Source organism: Micromonospora sp. DH13, from assembly GCF_020873825.1.
Taxonomy (GTDB): Bacteria; Actinomycetota; Actinomycetes; order Mycobacteriales; family Micromonosporaceae; genus Micromonospora; species Micromonospora haikouensis.
The window spans coordinates 63975-78162 of record NZ_JAHWGR010000008.1; the positions used below are offsets into that span (position 1 = coordinate 63975).

Genomic DNA, 14188 nt, shown 5'->3' on the forward strand with positions numbered 1-14188 from the left:
CGAGGGCCGGCCCGCTCAGCAGGCGGGTGCTAGAGGTCCAGCACCAGTCGTTCGGAGCAGCTGCGGCCCACGCAGATCATCATGCTGCGTCCGGCCGCGCGCTCGGCTTCGGTGAGCAGCGAGTCGCGGTGCTCCGGCGTGCCGGCCAGCACCCGCGTCTCGCACGCGCCGCAGTAGCCCTTCTCGCAGTCGTACGTCAGGCCGGGCACCGTCTCGCGCAGCACGTCGATCATCCGGCGGTCCCTCGGCACCCGCACGGTCGCCCCGGTGCGGGCGAGGTGCACCTCGAACTCGGTGTTGGCCGCCGGGTCGAAGGCGACCTCCAGGTCGTCGCCGGCGGTGAACCGCTCGACGTGCAGCTGGCCCGACCGGCCCGCCTCGGCGCAGGTCCGCTCCAGCGCGCCGATCATGGCGGTGGGCCCGCAGCAGTAGATGGCGGTGTCCGGCCCGGCGGACGCGACGAGCGCCGCCAGGTCGGGCAGGCCGGCCTCGTCCTGCGGCAGCAGGGTGGCCCGGTCCCCGGCGAGCGCCACGACCTCGTCGGCGAAGGCCATCGAGGCGCGGGTGCGCCCGCCGTACACCAGCCGGAACGGCACGCCCCGGCGGTGTGCCTCGCGGGCCATCGCCAGGATCGGGGTGATGCCGATGCCGCCGGCGAGGAACAGGTAGCCGGGGGCGTCGACGAGCGGGAAGTGGTTGCGCGGGCCGCGCACGGACAGGGTCGCCCCGGCGCGGGCCACCGCGTGCAGCTCCACCGAGCCGCCCCGGCCGCCGGCCTCGCGCAGGGCGGCGATGCGGTAGTGGTGGGCGTCGTCCGGGTCGCCGCACAGGGAATACTGCCGGACCCGGCCCGACGGCAGCCGCACCTCCAGGTGCGCCCCGGGCGCCCAGGGCGGCAGCGGCGCGCCGGTGGCGTCGGCGAGGCGTACCTCCAGCACGTCGTCGGCGGCGACGGCCGCGACCTCCACGCGCAGGTCCCGGTCGAGGGTCGGGCCGGCGGCCGGGCGCGCGTCCGGGGTGTCGGCGGCGCGGGGGCCGGGGGTGAACACGGCGGGTACGGCGTCCCAGCCGGTCTGGTTGCCCCGGGTCGGGTACGTGACCAGGCCCTCCTCGACGACCCGGTAGTCGGGCAGCCGGGTGAGCACCTGCGTGATCATCTCGCGGAACATGAGCCGGGCCAGGTGGGCGCCGGCGCAGCGGTGGCTGCCGATGCCGAAGCTGAGGTGCCGGGTGGCGTCGCGGTCGAGCCGGATCTGCTCGGGCTCGGGGAACACCGCCGGGTCGTGGTTGGCGGCGACCCAGGGGATCAGCACGCGCTCACCGGCGGTGACCGGGCAGCCGCCCACCTCGGCGTCGGCGCGGGCGGTGCGGGCCATCGACTGCGACGGGGCGAACGCCCGCAGGAACTCCTCGGTGGCGTTGTGCAGCAGGTCGGGGGAGTCGATCAGCCGCTGCCGGTCCTCCGGGTGGCGGCTCAGGTGCACCAGCGTGGACCCGGTCAGCGAGGTGGTGGTGTCGACCCCGCCGGCGATCAGCAGCCCGATGACGGAGACCAGTTCGTCGGCGTCGAACAGCTCGCCGTCGGGGCGGCGCTGGGTGGCCAGGTAGCTCACGGCGTCGCCGGTCGGCTGCGCGCGGCGCTCGACGATCAGCTCGCGGATGCGCTGGTCGAGGTACGCCAGGCCGGCGGCCCCGCGCGCGGCGCGTTCGCTGCCGGGCAGCGCGGCGAAGATGTCGTGGATGGGGCCGGCCAGCTTGGCCCAGTCGGCCTCCGGGAAGCCCAGCCAGTCGAGGGTGACGGCGGCCGGCAGCGGGTTGGTCAGGTCGCGGACGAAGTCGACCGAGCCCTCGGTGATGAACGCGTCGATCACGCGGGTGGTGTGCCGGGCGATCATCGGGGCCAGCGTGGCCACCGCGTCCTGGGTGAGCAGCGGGTTGATCAGGTCGCGGTACTCCGTGGCGGCCGGCGGGTCCAGCTCGATCGGGTACTGCTCCAGGCCGGGGCCCCGGGGGATGACGATGGCGGTGCCGTCGCCCCCGGCGACGGACCGGGCGGAGGAGAAGGCGTCGTCGTCGCGGGCGATGCGGACCACGTCGGCGTACCGGGTGGTGTAGACGAAGCCGCCGTGCGCGGTGGTGCGCCCGACCGGGCAGGTCTGCCGGTACGCCTCGTAGTAGCCCACGGGGTCGGCGTTGCACTCGGCCGAGTGGTGGTCGAAGGGGACGGCCGGTGTGGTCAGCTGGTGTTCGGTCATGGGGACGAGCTCCACGGGTGCGGGACGCTGCGCGGTGTTGCCCAGCCGCGCCACTGGGGTGTCGGACGACGAGCGTAACTCGCTCGCATCACGAGACGGTGTTACGAATCGAGCATCAGAAGGTGAGGACGGCCTTGCCGACCTCGCCGGCGCGTACCGCGGCCACCGCCTCGTTGATCTGCTCGAACGGGAAGTAGGTGATCAGCCGGTCCACCGGGAACCGGCCGGCGGCGTGCAGGTCGAGCAGCTTCGGCAGGAAGACCTGGGGCAGGCTGTTGCCGCCGATGATGCCGGTGACGGTGCGGCCGTTGAGGATGCTGCGCCAGTCGAAGCTCATCCGCTCGCTCGGCCCGACGCCGATGACGCCGCAGCGGCCCAGCGGGCCGAGGACCTCCACCGCCGTGCGCAGCACGTCCTCCCGGCCGGTGGTGTCGATCGCGACATCGAAGCCGTGCGGGGCGATCGCCGCCAGCAGTTCGCGCGGGTCCCCGGCGGCCGAGTGGACCCCGTGGGTCGCGCCGAGCAGCCGCGCGGTGTCCAGCTTGCCGGCGTTGACGTCCACGGCGGCCACCACGGCGCAGCCGGCCGCGCGGGCGGCCAGGATCGCCGCGACGCCGACCGCGCCCGCGCCGAAGACGACCAGCGACGACCCGACCTCCGGGCGCAGCACGTTGAGCACCGCGCCGGCGCCGGTGCCGAAGCCACACCCGAACGGGCCGACGACCCGCAGGTCGATCTCCTTCGCGACGGGCACCACGGCGCGGGCCGGGGCGACCACGTGGGTGGCGAAGGACGACTGGCCCAGGAAGTGGCCGTTGACGGGCGCGCCGTCGCGGGACAGCGCCGAACTGCCGTCCGGCCGCCGCCCGGCGAAGTTCACGGCGTCGAACCGGCGACAATACGCCGGGTTTCCGCCGAGGCAGAGCGGGCACTCGCCGCAGGAGGCGAAGCTCATGGCCACGTGGTCCCCGACGGCGACGCCGGTGACCCGCCCGCCCACCTGCTCCACCACGCCGCTGCCCTCGTGGCCGAGGACCGCCGGGGTGGGGAAGAAGTTCGAGAACTCCAGGTCCGTGCCGCAGACGCCGACGCTGTCCACCCGCACCAGCACCTCGTCCGGCCCCGGCTCGGCGAGGTCGAGCTGCTGGAGGGTGAACGGCGCTCCCGCGCTCTCCAGCACCGCCGCAGTGATCCGCACACGTCCTCCCGGTCAACTCACAAAGCGAGACTGCATCTTGACATGTGAAACATGAAGGGTCAAGGATTCCCTCATGGCTGACCTGGACATTCCCCCCGCCCGCCAGCTCATCGACGGCGCCTGGGTCGCCGCCGCCGACCAGGGCGAGCTGCCGGTGCTCGATCCCGCGACCCGCGCGCCCATCCAGCCGGTGGCGCGGGCCCGGGCGGCCGACGTCGACGCCGCCGTCGCGGCGGCCCGCCGGGCCTTTCCCGCCTGGGCGGCGACCTCACCCACCGAGCGCGGGGCGATCCTGCGCCGCTGGGCCGACCTGATCGCCGCCCACGTCGAGGAACTCGCCGCCCACGAGGCGCGGGACGTGGGCAAGCCCCGCTCCGGCGGGCGTCTCAACATGTACATCGCGCACGGCATCGTCGACTACTTCGCCGGCGCGGCCGACAAGCTCACCGGCGTCACCCTGCCCACCCGCACGCCGGACTACTTCGGCTACACCCGCCCCGAGCCGTACGGCGTGTGCGCCGTGATCATCCCGTGGAACGTGCCCGCCGTGCTCACCGCGGCCAACGTCGCCCCGGCCCTCGCCGCCGGCAACACCGTCGTGCTCAAGCCCTCCGAGATCGCGCCGCTGGCCCCGTTCGCCCTGGCCGAGCTGGCCCGCCGGGCCGGCCTGCCGCCGGGCGTGCTCAACGCCGTCACCGGCCTCGGCCCCGAGGCGGGCACCGCGCTCACCGGGCACCGCGACGTCGACCACATCAGCTTCGTCGGGTCCACGGTGACCGGCCGGGCCGTCATGCGGGCCGCCGCCGAGAACCTCGTCCCCGTGAAGCTGGAGCTGGGCGGCAAGTCCCCGAACGTCGTCTTCGCCGACGCCGACCTGGACGTGGCGATCCCGGCGATCGTCACCTCGATCACCGAGAACGCCGGGCAGAACTGCTACGCCGGGTCCCGGCTGCTGGTCGAGGAGTCGATCCGCGCCGAGGTGGTGGAGCGGGTCGCCGCCGGCATGGCGGCCGTGCGTACCGGCGCATGGGACCAGGACCTGGACATGGGGCCGCTGGTCAGCCAGGCCCAGTACGACCGGGTGCGCGGCTTCCTGGCCGAGGCCCCGACCGCCGGGGCCCGGCTGGTCACCGGCGGCGAGTCGGCCGGCGGACGCCACGGCGACGGCTGGTTCGTCGCGCCGACCGTCTTCGACGGGGTCGACTCCGGCATGCGGCTGGCCCGCGAGGAGGTCTTCGGCCCGGTGCTGGCCGTGCAGGGCTTCCGCGGCGTCGACGAGGCCGTGGCGCTGGTCAACGGCACCGACTTCGGGCTGCTGACCTGCATCTGGACCAGTGACGTCTCCCGGGCGCTGCGGGTCGCCGCCGACGCGCGCAGCGGCCAGGTGGCGGTCAACCAGTTCCACGACGCCGGGGTGATCGGCTTCCCGTTCAACATGCAGAAGGAGAGCGGGTTCAGCCGGGGCGGCGGCTACGCGGCGCTGCGCGAGTACACCCAGGAGAAGGCCGTGGCGGTCCGCCTGCTCGACCGCCCACCGGCGTGACCCGGCCGGGCGAGCTTCCGGCGGCCCGGACGCGGCTGACCGTCGCGACCGGGCCGCCGCCGGCCGTGTTCGCCCAGGCCCTCGCCGAGTTGGCCTTCGGCGGCGCCGGCTGGCCGGGCCTGCTGGCCGCGCTCGCGCAGCGCGTCGGGGCGGCCTGCCGGCTGGTCTCCGAGGCCGGGGAGCTGCTGGCCGCCAGCGACGGCGCGGCCGGCGACGCCCGCGGCGCCGACCCCGACGACGTACGCCGGGCGCTGGCCGGCTCCCGGGCCGGCGGCGGGCCGGTGCCGGGGATCGTCGCGGGCCGGGTCCGCTGCGCCGACGGGTGGACCGGCCGCGCCGTGCCGGTCGGCGCGGGGCAGCGGCGGCTCGGCGCGCTGCTGGTGGCCGAGCCGGTCACCGCCGGGCAGCTCGACCTGGCGCGGGCCGCGACCACCGCGCTGCTGATCGACGCCGTACGCCGCGAGTCGCCCCCGCCGCCCGCCCTCGCCGACGCCGCGGCCGTGCTGCGGGCGCTGCGTGACGGCGTCCGCCCGCCCGGCCCCGGCGACCCGCTCGGTGCGGGCGTCCCGCCCGGCGTCGCCGGCTCCGGTGGGGCCGTCGGCCCGCGCGGGTTCACCGAGGCCGACCTGCTGCGGGCCGGGGCGACGCACGGGTGGCGGCTGGACCAGCCGCACGCGGTCGCCGGGATCGGTTACACCGGGGCCCAGCAGCGGCGCTGGGCGTCGGCGCTGAGCTGGCTGGACCGGCCCGTGCTCGCCGAGGGACGGCGGGCCTGGACCCTGCTGCACGGCGAGGACGTCGAGCGTGAGGCGACCCGGCTGCGGGCCCGGCTGGACCAGATCGTCGGCGTGGGGCAGGTGCGGGTGGCCAGCGGCGCGACGGTCAGCGGGGCCGCCCGGACGGCGGCGTCGTTCCGCGACGCGGACCGCCTGCTGAGCCTGCTGCTGCGCCAGCCGGACGCGCCGCCGGAGCTGTCGTTCGGTCGGGCCGGGCTGCACCAGGTCCTGCTGGCCGTGCCCGACGAGCGGCTGCGCTGGTTCGTGCGGCGGCACCTGGGGCCGATCGCGCACCGCGACGACCTGCTGCGCACCCTGGACTGCTGGCTGGCCACCGGGGGCAGCCGGCAGGCCGTCAGCGAGCGCCTGCACCTGCACCGCAACTCGGTCGGCTACCGGGTGGGTTTGATCAAGCGGCTGCTCGGCGTCGACCCGCTCGATCCCGACACGGCGACGGTGCTGCGCACCGCGCTCTCCGCGCGGGAGTTGCTGGCCGCGTCCGACCCGGGCTGACCTGCTGGTCGATGCCCGGTGAACGGTGCGCCGGGGACGTAAAGGCACGGCTTGGTTTCGCTGGCGTTCCTGTTTCGGTCAAGCCGTTGACATGCCGACGGACCGCAGGCAGAGTACGTCGCTAAGCAACGCGAATCACAATGCAAGACGCCATATTGATTGGCAGAGCGCCGGAGGGGTCCTGTGCGAGCGATGGTCCAGACGGGGTTCGGTGGCCCGGAGGTGGTGCGACTGCGCCACCTGCCCGACCCCGAGCCCGGCCCGACCGAGGCCGTCATCCAGGTGCACGCCGCCGCGCTCAACCACCTCGACCTGCTGCAGCGCAAGGGCCCCGGCCGGCTGCCCGGCTTCCGCCTGCCCCACGTCGCCGGGATGGACGTCGCCGGCCAGGTCGTCGCCGTCGGTTCCGACGTCACTACGGTACGCCCCGGCGACCGGGTGCTGGTCGACCCGACCGTCGGCTGCGGCGCGTGCCCCTCCTGCGCCGCCGGCCAGCCCGGCTACTGTCCCCGGCTCGCGGTCGTCGGCGGCAACCGCCCCGGCGGCTTCGCCGAGTACGTCGCCGTCCCCGCCGCCGTCGTGCACCCCGTGCCCGCGCACGTCGACCTCGCCGACGCCGCAGCCCTGCCCACCGCCTGGAGCCTCGCCTGGCACGCCGTGCACCGCGTCGGGGCCGTCCGCGCGGGGGAGTGGGTGCTGGTGCAGGCCGGCGCGAGCGCCGTCAGCATCGCCGCCATCCAGCTCGCCCGCCGCGCCGGGGCACGGGTGATCGCCGTGGCCCGCACCGAGGCCAAGCGGGCCCTCGCCGCCGACCTCGGCGCCGACGCGCTCGACCTCGACGAGCGGACCGTCGCCGAGGTGCGCGAGCGCACCGGCGGCCACGGCGTCGACCTCGTCGTCGACCACGTCGGCACCGCCACCTGGCCGGTCTCCCTGGCCAGCCTCCGCACCGGCGGGCGGCTGGTGCTGCTCGGCAACACCAGCGGCGACCAGGTGACCTTCTCCCTGGCCGACGTCTACCACCGGGGGCTGCGGCTGCTCGGCGCGGGCGCGTACGCCCCGGCCGACTTCGCCGCCATGCTCGACGCGTTCTACGCCGGTGGGCTGCGGGTGGTGCGGGCCACCGAATACGCGCTGGCCGACCTGCCCGAGGCGTACGCCCGGCAGGAGTCCCGCGACCTCGTCGGCAAGATCCTGGTGCGGCCATGACCGGGACCCCGCCGCCGACCCCGGCCGCCGCCGGCCCCGCCGACCTGCTGATCGTCGACGCCGAGATCGTCACCATGGCCCCCGGCCGCGAGGTCGTCACCGGCGGCGCGATCGCGGTCACCGCCGGCCGGATCGCCGCGCTCGGCCCCGCCGACGCGCTGCGCGCCGCGTACCCGGGGAGCCCGGAACTCGACGCCGCCGGCTGCGTGGTCGTGCCCGGCCTGGTCAACGCCCACCAGCACACCACCGCCGACCCGCTCGTGCGCAGCAGCATCCCCGACGACGTCCCCGCCCAGCAGGCCATCTACGACTGGATCGTGCCGCTGCACGCCGCCGTCACCGGCGACGACGACGAGCTGTCGGCCACCCTCACCGCCGTCGAGGCGCTCAGCTACGGCGTCACCACGCTGCTGGAGCCCGGCACCGTGGCCCACCCGCTGCGGGTCGCCCAGGGGCTGCGCGCCGCCGGCATCCGCGCCCGCGTCGGCGGCTGGGGCTGGGACACCCCCGGCGCGCCCTACGCGCTGCCCGCCGCCGAGGCCCTCGCCGCCCAGGCCGACACCGTCGCCGCGCTCGCCGGCGACGACCTCGTCACCGGCTGGATCACGCTGCTCGGGCACGACCTGGTCAGCGACGAGCTGTTCACCGGCGCCGCCGAGCTGGCCGAGCGGCTCGACGTGCCGATGACCTGGCACATCTCGCCGGGCCCGGACGACGTCACCGCGTACGCCGCCGCCGGCCGCGCGCGGCCCGTGCTGCACCTGCGCGACCTCGGCGTGCTCGGCCCCCGGCTGCTGCTCGGCCACGCCGTCTGGCTCGACGACGCCGAGTTGGCCGCGCTCGTCGACTCCGGCACCGCCGTCGCCGCCTGCCCCGGCGCGTACCTGCGCCTCGGGCAGGGCGTCAGCCGTGCCGGCCGGCACACCGAGCTGCGCCGCGCCGGCGGCCGGCTCGCGCTGGGCTGCGACTCGCACAACGCCGGGGACACCCCCGACGTGTGGCGCGCCGCCCGGCTCTTCGCCGGCCTGGAGCGGGACCGGGGCACGCCCGACCCGCTGCGCGCCGACGAGGTGTTCGCCCTGGCCACCGTCGACGGCGCGGACGCCGTCGGGCTCGGGCGCACGACCGGCTCGATCGAGGTCGGCAAGGCCGCCGACCTGGTCGTACTGGACACCCGGACCATCTCCTGGGCCCCGCGCGGCGACCTGGCCACCCAGCTCGTCTGGGGCGCGGCCGGGCACACCGTCCGCGACGTCCTGGTCGACGGTCGGCTGGTGGTCCGCGACCGGCGGGTCACCACCGTCGACGTCGACGCCCTGCGCGAGGAGGCCACCGCACGCCGGGCCGCCCTGCTGCGCCGGGCCGGCATCGACATCCCCCATCGCTGGCCGACCGTGCCCGCGACCGAACACTGCGCGCGCCCGGCCGAGCCGGCCGCCGCAGCGCCCCCACTGTGAAAGGAAACGCACCATGACACTTCGTACCGCGAAGGGCCCGGCGGCGGTGCTCGCCGGCGCCCTCGCCTTCGCCCTGTTCGGCTGCGCGAGCAACGACGCGTCCGCGCCCTCGGCGGCCGGAACCGCCAGCGGCGGGACCACCCAGGCCGGGCAGCCCGACGTCAACGGCGACGGCAAGGTCGTCATCGGGGTGCTCAGCCCCGGCGACATCAACGACAAGGGCTACTACGAGAGCTTCGTCGTCGGCGCCGAGAAGTTCGCCACCGAGAAGGGCTGGCAGGTCATCAAGCGCGGCAGCGTCCCGGCCACCGAGGCGCTGGCCGCGGCGCGGGCGCTGTGCCAGCAGGGCGTGGACATGGTCGCCCTCGGCGCGTCCGAGCTCAAGGACGCCATCCCCGCCTCCGAGGAGCCGGTCTGCGCGAAGACCGCCTGGTACGTGCCGTCGTCGGAGAACGTTCCGCAGACCGCGCGCACCGTCATCTCCAGCGACGACCCCAACCAGAGCATGCTGGCCGCCGGCTACGCCACCGGCCTGCTGATGCAGCAGAAGAACGCCACCAAGGCCGGCTTCGTCACCGGCATGGAGGCCGACTTCTCCGTCAACGCCGCCAAGGCGTTCAAGGCCGGCATCCGCATGGTCGTGCCGAAGGCCGAGCTGGTCACCACCTACACCGGTGACTTCAACGACTCGGCCAAGGCCCGGGAGGCCGTCCAGGCGCAGCTCAGCCAGGGCGTGAAGGTCATCTACCCGTACCTGGGCGGGGCCACCGACGCCGCCGCCAAGCTCGCCGCCGGCGGTGGGGCCATCACCCTGACCCCCGGCACCGACCGCTGCGACTCGACCGACCCGCGCTTCGACATCTCGGTCATCTTCGACCCGGGCGCGTACTTCGCCGCCGCCCTGGAGCTGTTCGCCAAGGGTGAGATGCAGCTCGGCACCACCAAGGTGTGGCACCTCGGCAAGGACGCGTACCCGACGGTCAAGATCTGCTCCCCCACCGCCGAGCAGACCCAGAAGATGGACGCCTTCATCGCCGACGTGGGTGCGGACAAGATCGACACCAAGGCGGAAGTCGCCAAGCTCGGCTCCTGACCCCTGCCGCTCGACGACCAACGAGGTGGACGGACTGTGAACGTTGACGACCAGCTGACGCCGGCTCTCACCCTGCGCGGGGTCAGCAAGCGTTACGGTCCGGTTGTCGCCTGCGACGCCGTGGATCTCGCCGTACGGCCCGGCGAGATCCACGGCCTCCTCGGCGAGAACGGGGCCGGGAAGTCGACCCTGATGAAGATCCTGCTCGGGCTGGTGCACCGGGACACCGGCACCATCCTGCGCGGCACCGAACCGATCGAGATCGACAGCCCGCAGGTCGCCGCCGACCTCGGGCTGGGCATGGTCCACCAGCACTTCAGCCTGATCGAGCCGCTCACCGTCTGGGAGAACGTCATCCTCGGCGACACCGGGCGGGTCGACCGGGCGGCGGCCTGCGCCCAGGTCGAGCAGGTCGCCCAGCGCTACGGGCTGCCCATCGACCCGCTCGCCCGGGTCGACCGGCTCTCCGCCGGGGAACGGCAGCGCGTCGAGCTGATCAAGTGCCTGCGGCGCGACCCGTCCGTGCTGATCCTCGACGAGCCGACCTCCGTGCTCACCCAGGCCGAGTCGGCCGAGCTGTTCACGGTGCTGCGCCGGGTCGTGCAGGCCGAGAACCGCGCCGTCATCCTGATCAGCCACAAGCTCGCCGAGATCATGGCCGCCACCGACCGGGTGACCGTGCTGCGGCGCGGCGCGGTGGCGTTCCACGGCACGACGGCGGACACCACCGCCCAGGAGCTGGCCCGGCAGATGGTCGGCCGCGACGTCTCGCTGCGCGCCGAGGGCGCGGCCCTGGGCCTGCTGCCTGTCGAGCCCCAGAGCCCGGCCGGCGCGCCGCCGTCCACCGACCCCGCCGGGGCGGCCCCGGCGGCGGACCCCACCACGCCGGCCGCGCTGCGGCTGCGCGGGGTGACCCTGCGCGTCGGCGGCCTGCCCGTCCTCGACGACCTGCACCTCGACGTCGCCCCCGGCGAGATCGTCGGTCTGTACGGGGTCGAGGGCAACGGCCAGGCCACCCTCGGCGAGCTGCTGTCCGGGCTGCTGGTCCCCGACGAAGGCGCCGTCGAGGTCGGCGGCCGCCCCGTCGAGCTGACCCGGCCGGGCACGCTGCACGAGGCCGGCCTCGGCATCGTCCCCGAGGACCGGCACCACTCCGGGGTGGTGCTCGACATGAGCGTGGCGGAGAACCTCGTCATGAAGTCCCTCGCCGGGGTCTGCACGCGCGGGGTGCTCAGCCGGCGGCGGATGCACCGGATCGCCCGCCGGCAGATGGCCGAGTTCAACATCGTGGCCCCCTCGCCGGACACGCCGCTGCGCAGCCTCTCCGGCGGTAACCAGCAGCGGGTGGTGCTGGCCCGGGAGCTGTCCGCCGGACCGAAGGCGCTGGTCGCCGCCCAACCCACCCACGGGCTGGACGTCGGCGCGATCGAAGACATGTACGTGCGGCTGCGGCAGGCCGCCGCGGAAGGAGTGGCCGTGTTGCTGATCTCCACCGAGCTGGAGGAGGTGATGGCCCTGGCCGACCGGATCGCGGTGATCTCCTCCGGCCGGATCGTCGGGGTCCTCCCCACCGCCGAGGCCACCGCGGAACGCCTCGGCATGCTGGTCGGCGGGGTGGCGCACTGATGGCCGCCACCACCGTCGCCGCGCCGCCCACCGGCCCGAGCGGCCCCGACGCCACCGGCCGCCGGCTGCTGCGCCGGCTCAACCCGGGCGTCGGCGGCTGGCAGGTGGCCGCCGCCACGGCGGCCACCGTCGCCGTCGCCCTCGCCCTGTCCGCCCTGCTGATCTCGGTCACCGGCGGCTCGCCGACCGCCTCGGCCAAGGCCATGTACCAGGGCAGCATGGCCAGCCCCGCCGCCTGGACCACCTCCCTGCTGTACGTCGCGCCGCTGCTGCTGGTCGCCGTCGGGGCCTGCGTCAGCGCCCGCTCCGGCTTCTTCAACATCGGCCAGGAGGGGCAGGTGCTGATCGGGGCGCTCTTCGGCGCCTGGGCCGGCCTGCGCCTGGCGCTGCCCGGACCGCTGCTCGTCGTCAGCGTGCTGGCCGCCGCGGCAGTCGGCGCGGGCGCATGGGCCGGGCTCAGCGCCCTGATGTACCGCTTCCGCGGCGTCAACGTCGTGGTCAGCACGATGCTGATGACGTTCCTGGCCCAGCAGCTCGTCTCGTTCGCGGTGAACACCCCGTGGCTGCTGCAGGAGTCCCGCCTGGGCCGGGGCACCCTGTCCCCGCAGTCCAACCCGCTGCCCGAGGGCGCGCGGATCAGCTCCCTCGGCGAGTACCCGAACCTCCAGATCAACGGCGGCCTCGTCCTGGCCATCGTCGTCGCGGTCGTGTTCAGCCTTGCGCTGGCGCGTACCCGATGGGGGTTCCGGCTCACGATGACCGGCCTCAGCCCGGCGGCGGCCCGGCATGCCGGCGTGCGCGTCGGCGCCCTCGGCGGGATGGCGCTGGCCATCTCCGGCGGCCTCGCCGGCCTGGCCGGGGCGCTGCTGCTGGCCAGCCCCGTCGGCACCAACCGGTTGCAGCCCGGCATGTCCCTCAACATCGGCTGGGACGGCCTGCTGGTCGCCCTCGTCGCCCGGAACAACCCGCTGCTGGCCATCCCGGTCGCGGTGCTGTTCGGCGTGCTCCGGGCCGGGGGCAGCTTCCTGGCCGCCACCGGGGTGCCGCCGTTCCTCGTCGACGTGGTCAAGGCGCTGCTGGTGCTGGCGTTCGTCGCGCCGCCGGTGGTGATCGGCATGCTGCGCAAACGCCGCCGCGCCGGCGAGCCGGCGACCACCACGCCCGCCACCGACCCGGCCGTGAGCAAGCAGGACGCTATGGAAGGCAGTCTGGCATGAGCGCCGCCGACAACATCGCCACCATCCTCTCCAGCGGGGCCCGGCTCACCGTCCCCCTGGCCTTCGCCGCCTGCGGCGAGTACGTGGCCCAGCGCGCCGGCACCCTCAACATCTCCGTCGAGGCGATGATGCTCGGCGCCGCGTTCGGGTCGATCGCCGTGGCCAGCGCCACCGGGAGCGCCACCATCGGCCTGGCCGCGGGCGCGCTCGTCGGCGTGGCGGTGGCGTTCGTGCACGGCAACCTGTCGCACCGGGTGCAGATCAACACGTTCGTGGTCGGCCTGGTCCTCAACGCCCTCGTGCTGGGCCTGACCAGCTACCTGATCACGGTGAGCACCTTCACCGGGCACCAGGTGTGGCAGGTGAGCGTGCCGGTGCTGCGGGACATCCCGATCGTCGGCCCGATGCTGTTCGTGCAGCGCTGGCCGGTGTATCTGCTGCTGGCGGTCATCCCGTTGACCTGGTGGCTGGTGCAGCGCAGCCGGTGGGGGCTGGAGCTACGGGCCGTCGGGGAGAACCCGCAGGCCGCCGACGTGAGCGGGATCCACGTCAACCTCCGCCGCCGGCAGGCGCTGCTGTGGTGCGGTCTGCTCGCCGGGCTCGGCGGCGCGTACCTGGCCGTCGGCGAGGTCGGCTCGTTCAACCAGAACATGACGGCCGGGCGCGGCTACCTGGTGATCGCGGCCGTGATCTTCGGCGCCTGGCGGCTCGGCCGCACGCTGGTCGGCTGCGTCGTCTTCGGCCTCGCCGACGCGATGCGGCTGGCGCTGCCGGCACTCGGGGTCACCATGAACTCGCAGCTGCTGATCGCCGCGCCGTACCTGCTGGCCCTGCTCGCGATGCTGGTGTTCGCCACCGCGCACCGCGAACCCCGGGCGCTGGCCCAGCCGTTCCAGCGCGGCACCACCTGACGCGGGCGGCAGCGAAACGGACGGGTGCCCGGTGCGCCGAGAACTGCTCTCGGCCGCCGGGCACCCGTCGTAGCGCTACTTCGTGGTGCCGGTCAGCGCGACCAGGGCGTTGGCGGTGCGGAAGTAGGGGTTGCGGCCGAGGTCGCCGACGGTGGTGATGTTGAAGGCGTCCTTGAGCAGCTTCGCGTCGCCGTCGCTGACCCCGGCGAGGGCGGACACCGGGGCGTCGACGATCTCGGTGAGGGTCTTGTCCTGGTAGGCCTTGTCGACCAGCTTGGTGAGGTCGGCGGTGACGGGCATGCACACTCCTTCGAAACTCCGGCCGGACGGCCCGGCCAGATGCGGACAAACCTGACAAATTAGATCATGAAACGGCGTGCGGATCCACAG

The 14188-nt window shown here is 74.8% G+C and carries 11 protein-coding genes; 8 read left to right on the forward strand and 3 right to left on the reverse strand.

Features of this window, described 5'->3' with window-relative positions; all coding sequences use genetic code 11:
* Nucleotides 1–29: 29 nt before the first annotated feature.
* A complete protein-coding gene (locus tag LPA42_RS10400; RefSeq protein ID WP_144082626.1) occupies nt 30–2255 on the reverse strand; it encodes a cytochrome P450 in 2226 nt (741 codons plus the stop codon).
* Nucleotides 2256–2370: 115 nt separating this feature from the next.
* Entirely contained in the window at nt 2371–3453 is a 1083-nt protein-coding gene (locus LPA42_RS10405) for an NAD(P)-dependent alcohol dehydrogenase (RefSeq protein ID WP_077937490.1), read from the reverse strand.
* 73 nt (nt 3454–3526) lie between these two features.
* On the opposite strand from LPA42_RS10405, the gene LPA42_RS10410 reads away from it, so the two are divergent.
* The 8 genes from LPA42_RS10410 (at nt 3527) to LPA42_RS10445 (ending at nt 13798) form a co-directional block, all read left to right on the forward strand.
* On the forward strand, nt 3527–4996 hold the full coding sequence (locus LPA42_RS10410) for an aldehyde dehydrogenase (protein WP_077937491.1): 1470 nt from the start codon (nt 3527–3529) through the stop codon (nt 4994–4996).
* Complete coding sequence (locus LPA42_RS10415) at nt 4993–6285, forward strand: helix-turn-helix domain-containing protein (protein WP_077937492.1); 1293 nt, start codon at nt 4993–4995, stop codon at nt 6283–6285. The genes LPA42_RS10410 and LPA42_RS10415 overlap by 4 nt, the downstream gene beginning before the upstream one ends.
* 192 nt (nt 6286–6477) lie before the next feature.
* A complete protein-coding gene (locus LPA42_RS10420) occupies nt 6478–7494 on the forward strand; it encodes a zinc-binding dehydrogenase (protein ID WP_198956539.1) in 1017 nt (338 codons plus the stop codon).
* A complete protein-coding gene (locus LPA42_RS10425) occupies nt 7491–8951 on the forward strand; it encodes an amidohydrolase family protein (RefSeq protein ID WP_077937494.1) in 1461 nt (486 codons plus the stop codon). The genes LPA42_RS10420 and LPA42_RS10425 overlap by 4 nt, the downstream gene beginning before the upstream one ends.
* A 13-nt stretch (nt 8952–8964) precedes the next feature.
* Nucleotides 8965–10044, forward strand: a complete 1080-nt coding sequence (locus LPA42_RS10430) for a BMP family ABC transporter substrate-binding protein (RefSeq protein ID WP_077937495.1) — start codon at nt 8965–8967, stop codon at nt 10042–10044.
* Nucleotides 10045–10080: 36 nt separating this feature from the next.
* Nucleotides 10081–11670: an ABC transporter ATP-binding protein gene (locus LPA42_RS10435; RefSeq protein ID WP_176734274.1), complete on the forward strand. Its 1590-nt coding sequence runs from the start codon at nt 10081–10083 to the stop codon at nt 11668–11670.
* Nucleotides 11670–12887 carry an ABC transporter permease gene (locus LPA42_RS10440; protein ID WP_077937496.1) on the forward strand — a complete coding sequence of 406 codons (1218 nt, stop codon included), beginning with the start codon at nt 11670–11672 and terminating at the stop codon, nt 12885–12887. The genes LPA42_RS10435 and LPA42_RS10440 overlap by 1 nt, the downstream gene beginning before the upstream one ends.
* On the forward strand, nt 12884–13798 hold the full coding sequence (locus LPA42_RS10445) for an ABC transporter permease (protein WP_043963153.1): 915 nt from the start codon (nt 12884–12886) through the stop codon (nt 13796–13798). The genes LPA42_RS10440 and LPA42_RS10445 overlap by 4 nt, the downstream gene beginning before the upstream one ends.
* A gap of 75 nt (nt 13799–13873) precedes the next feature.
* On the opposite strand, the gene LPA42_RS10450 is transcribed toward LPA42_RS10445, so the two are convergent.
* Nucleotides 13874–14098 carry a hypothetical protein gene (locus LPA42_RS10450; protein WP_077937497.1) on the reverse strand — a complete coding sequence of 75 codons (225 nt, stop codon included), beginning with the start codon at nt 14096–14098 and terminating at the stop codon, nt 13874–13876.
* Nucleotides 14099–14188 lie beyond the last annotated feature (90 nt).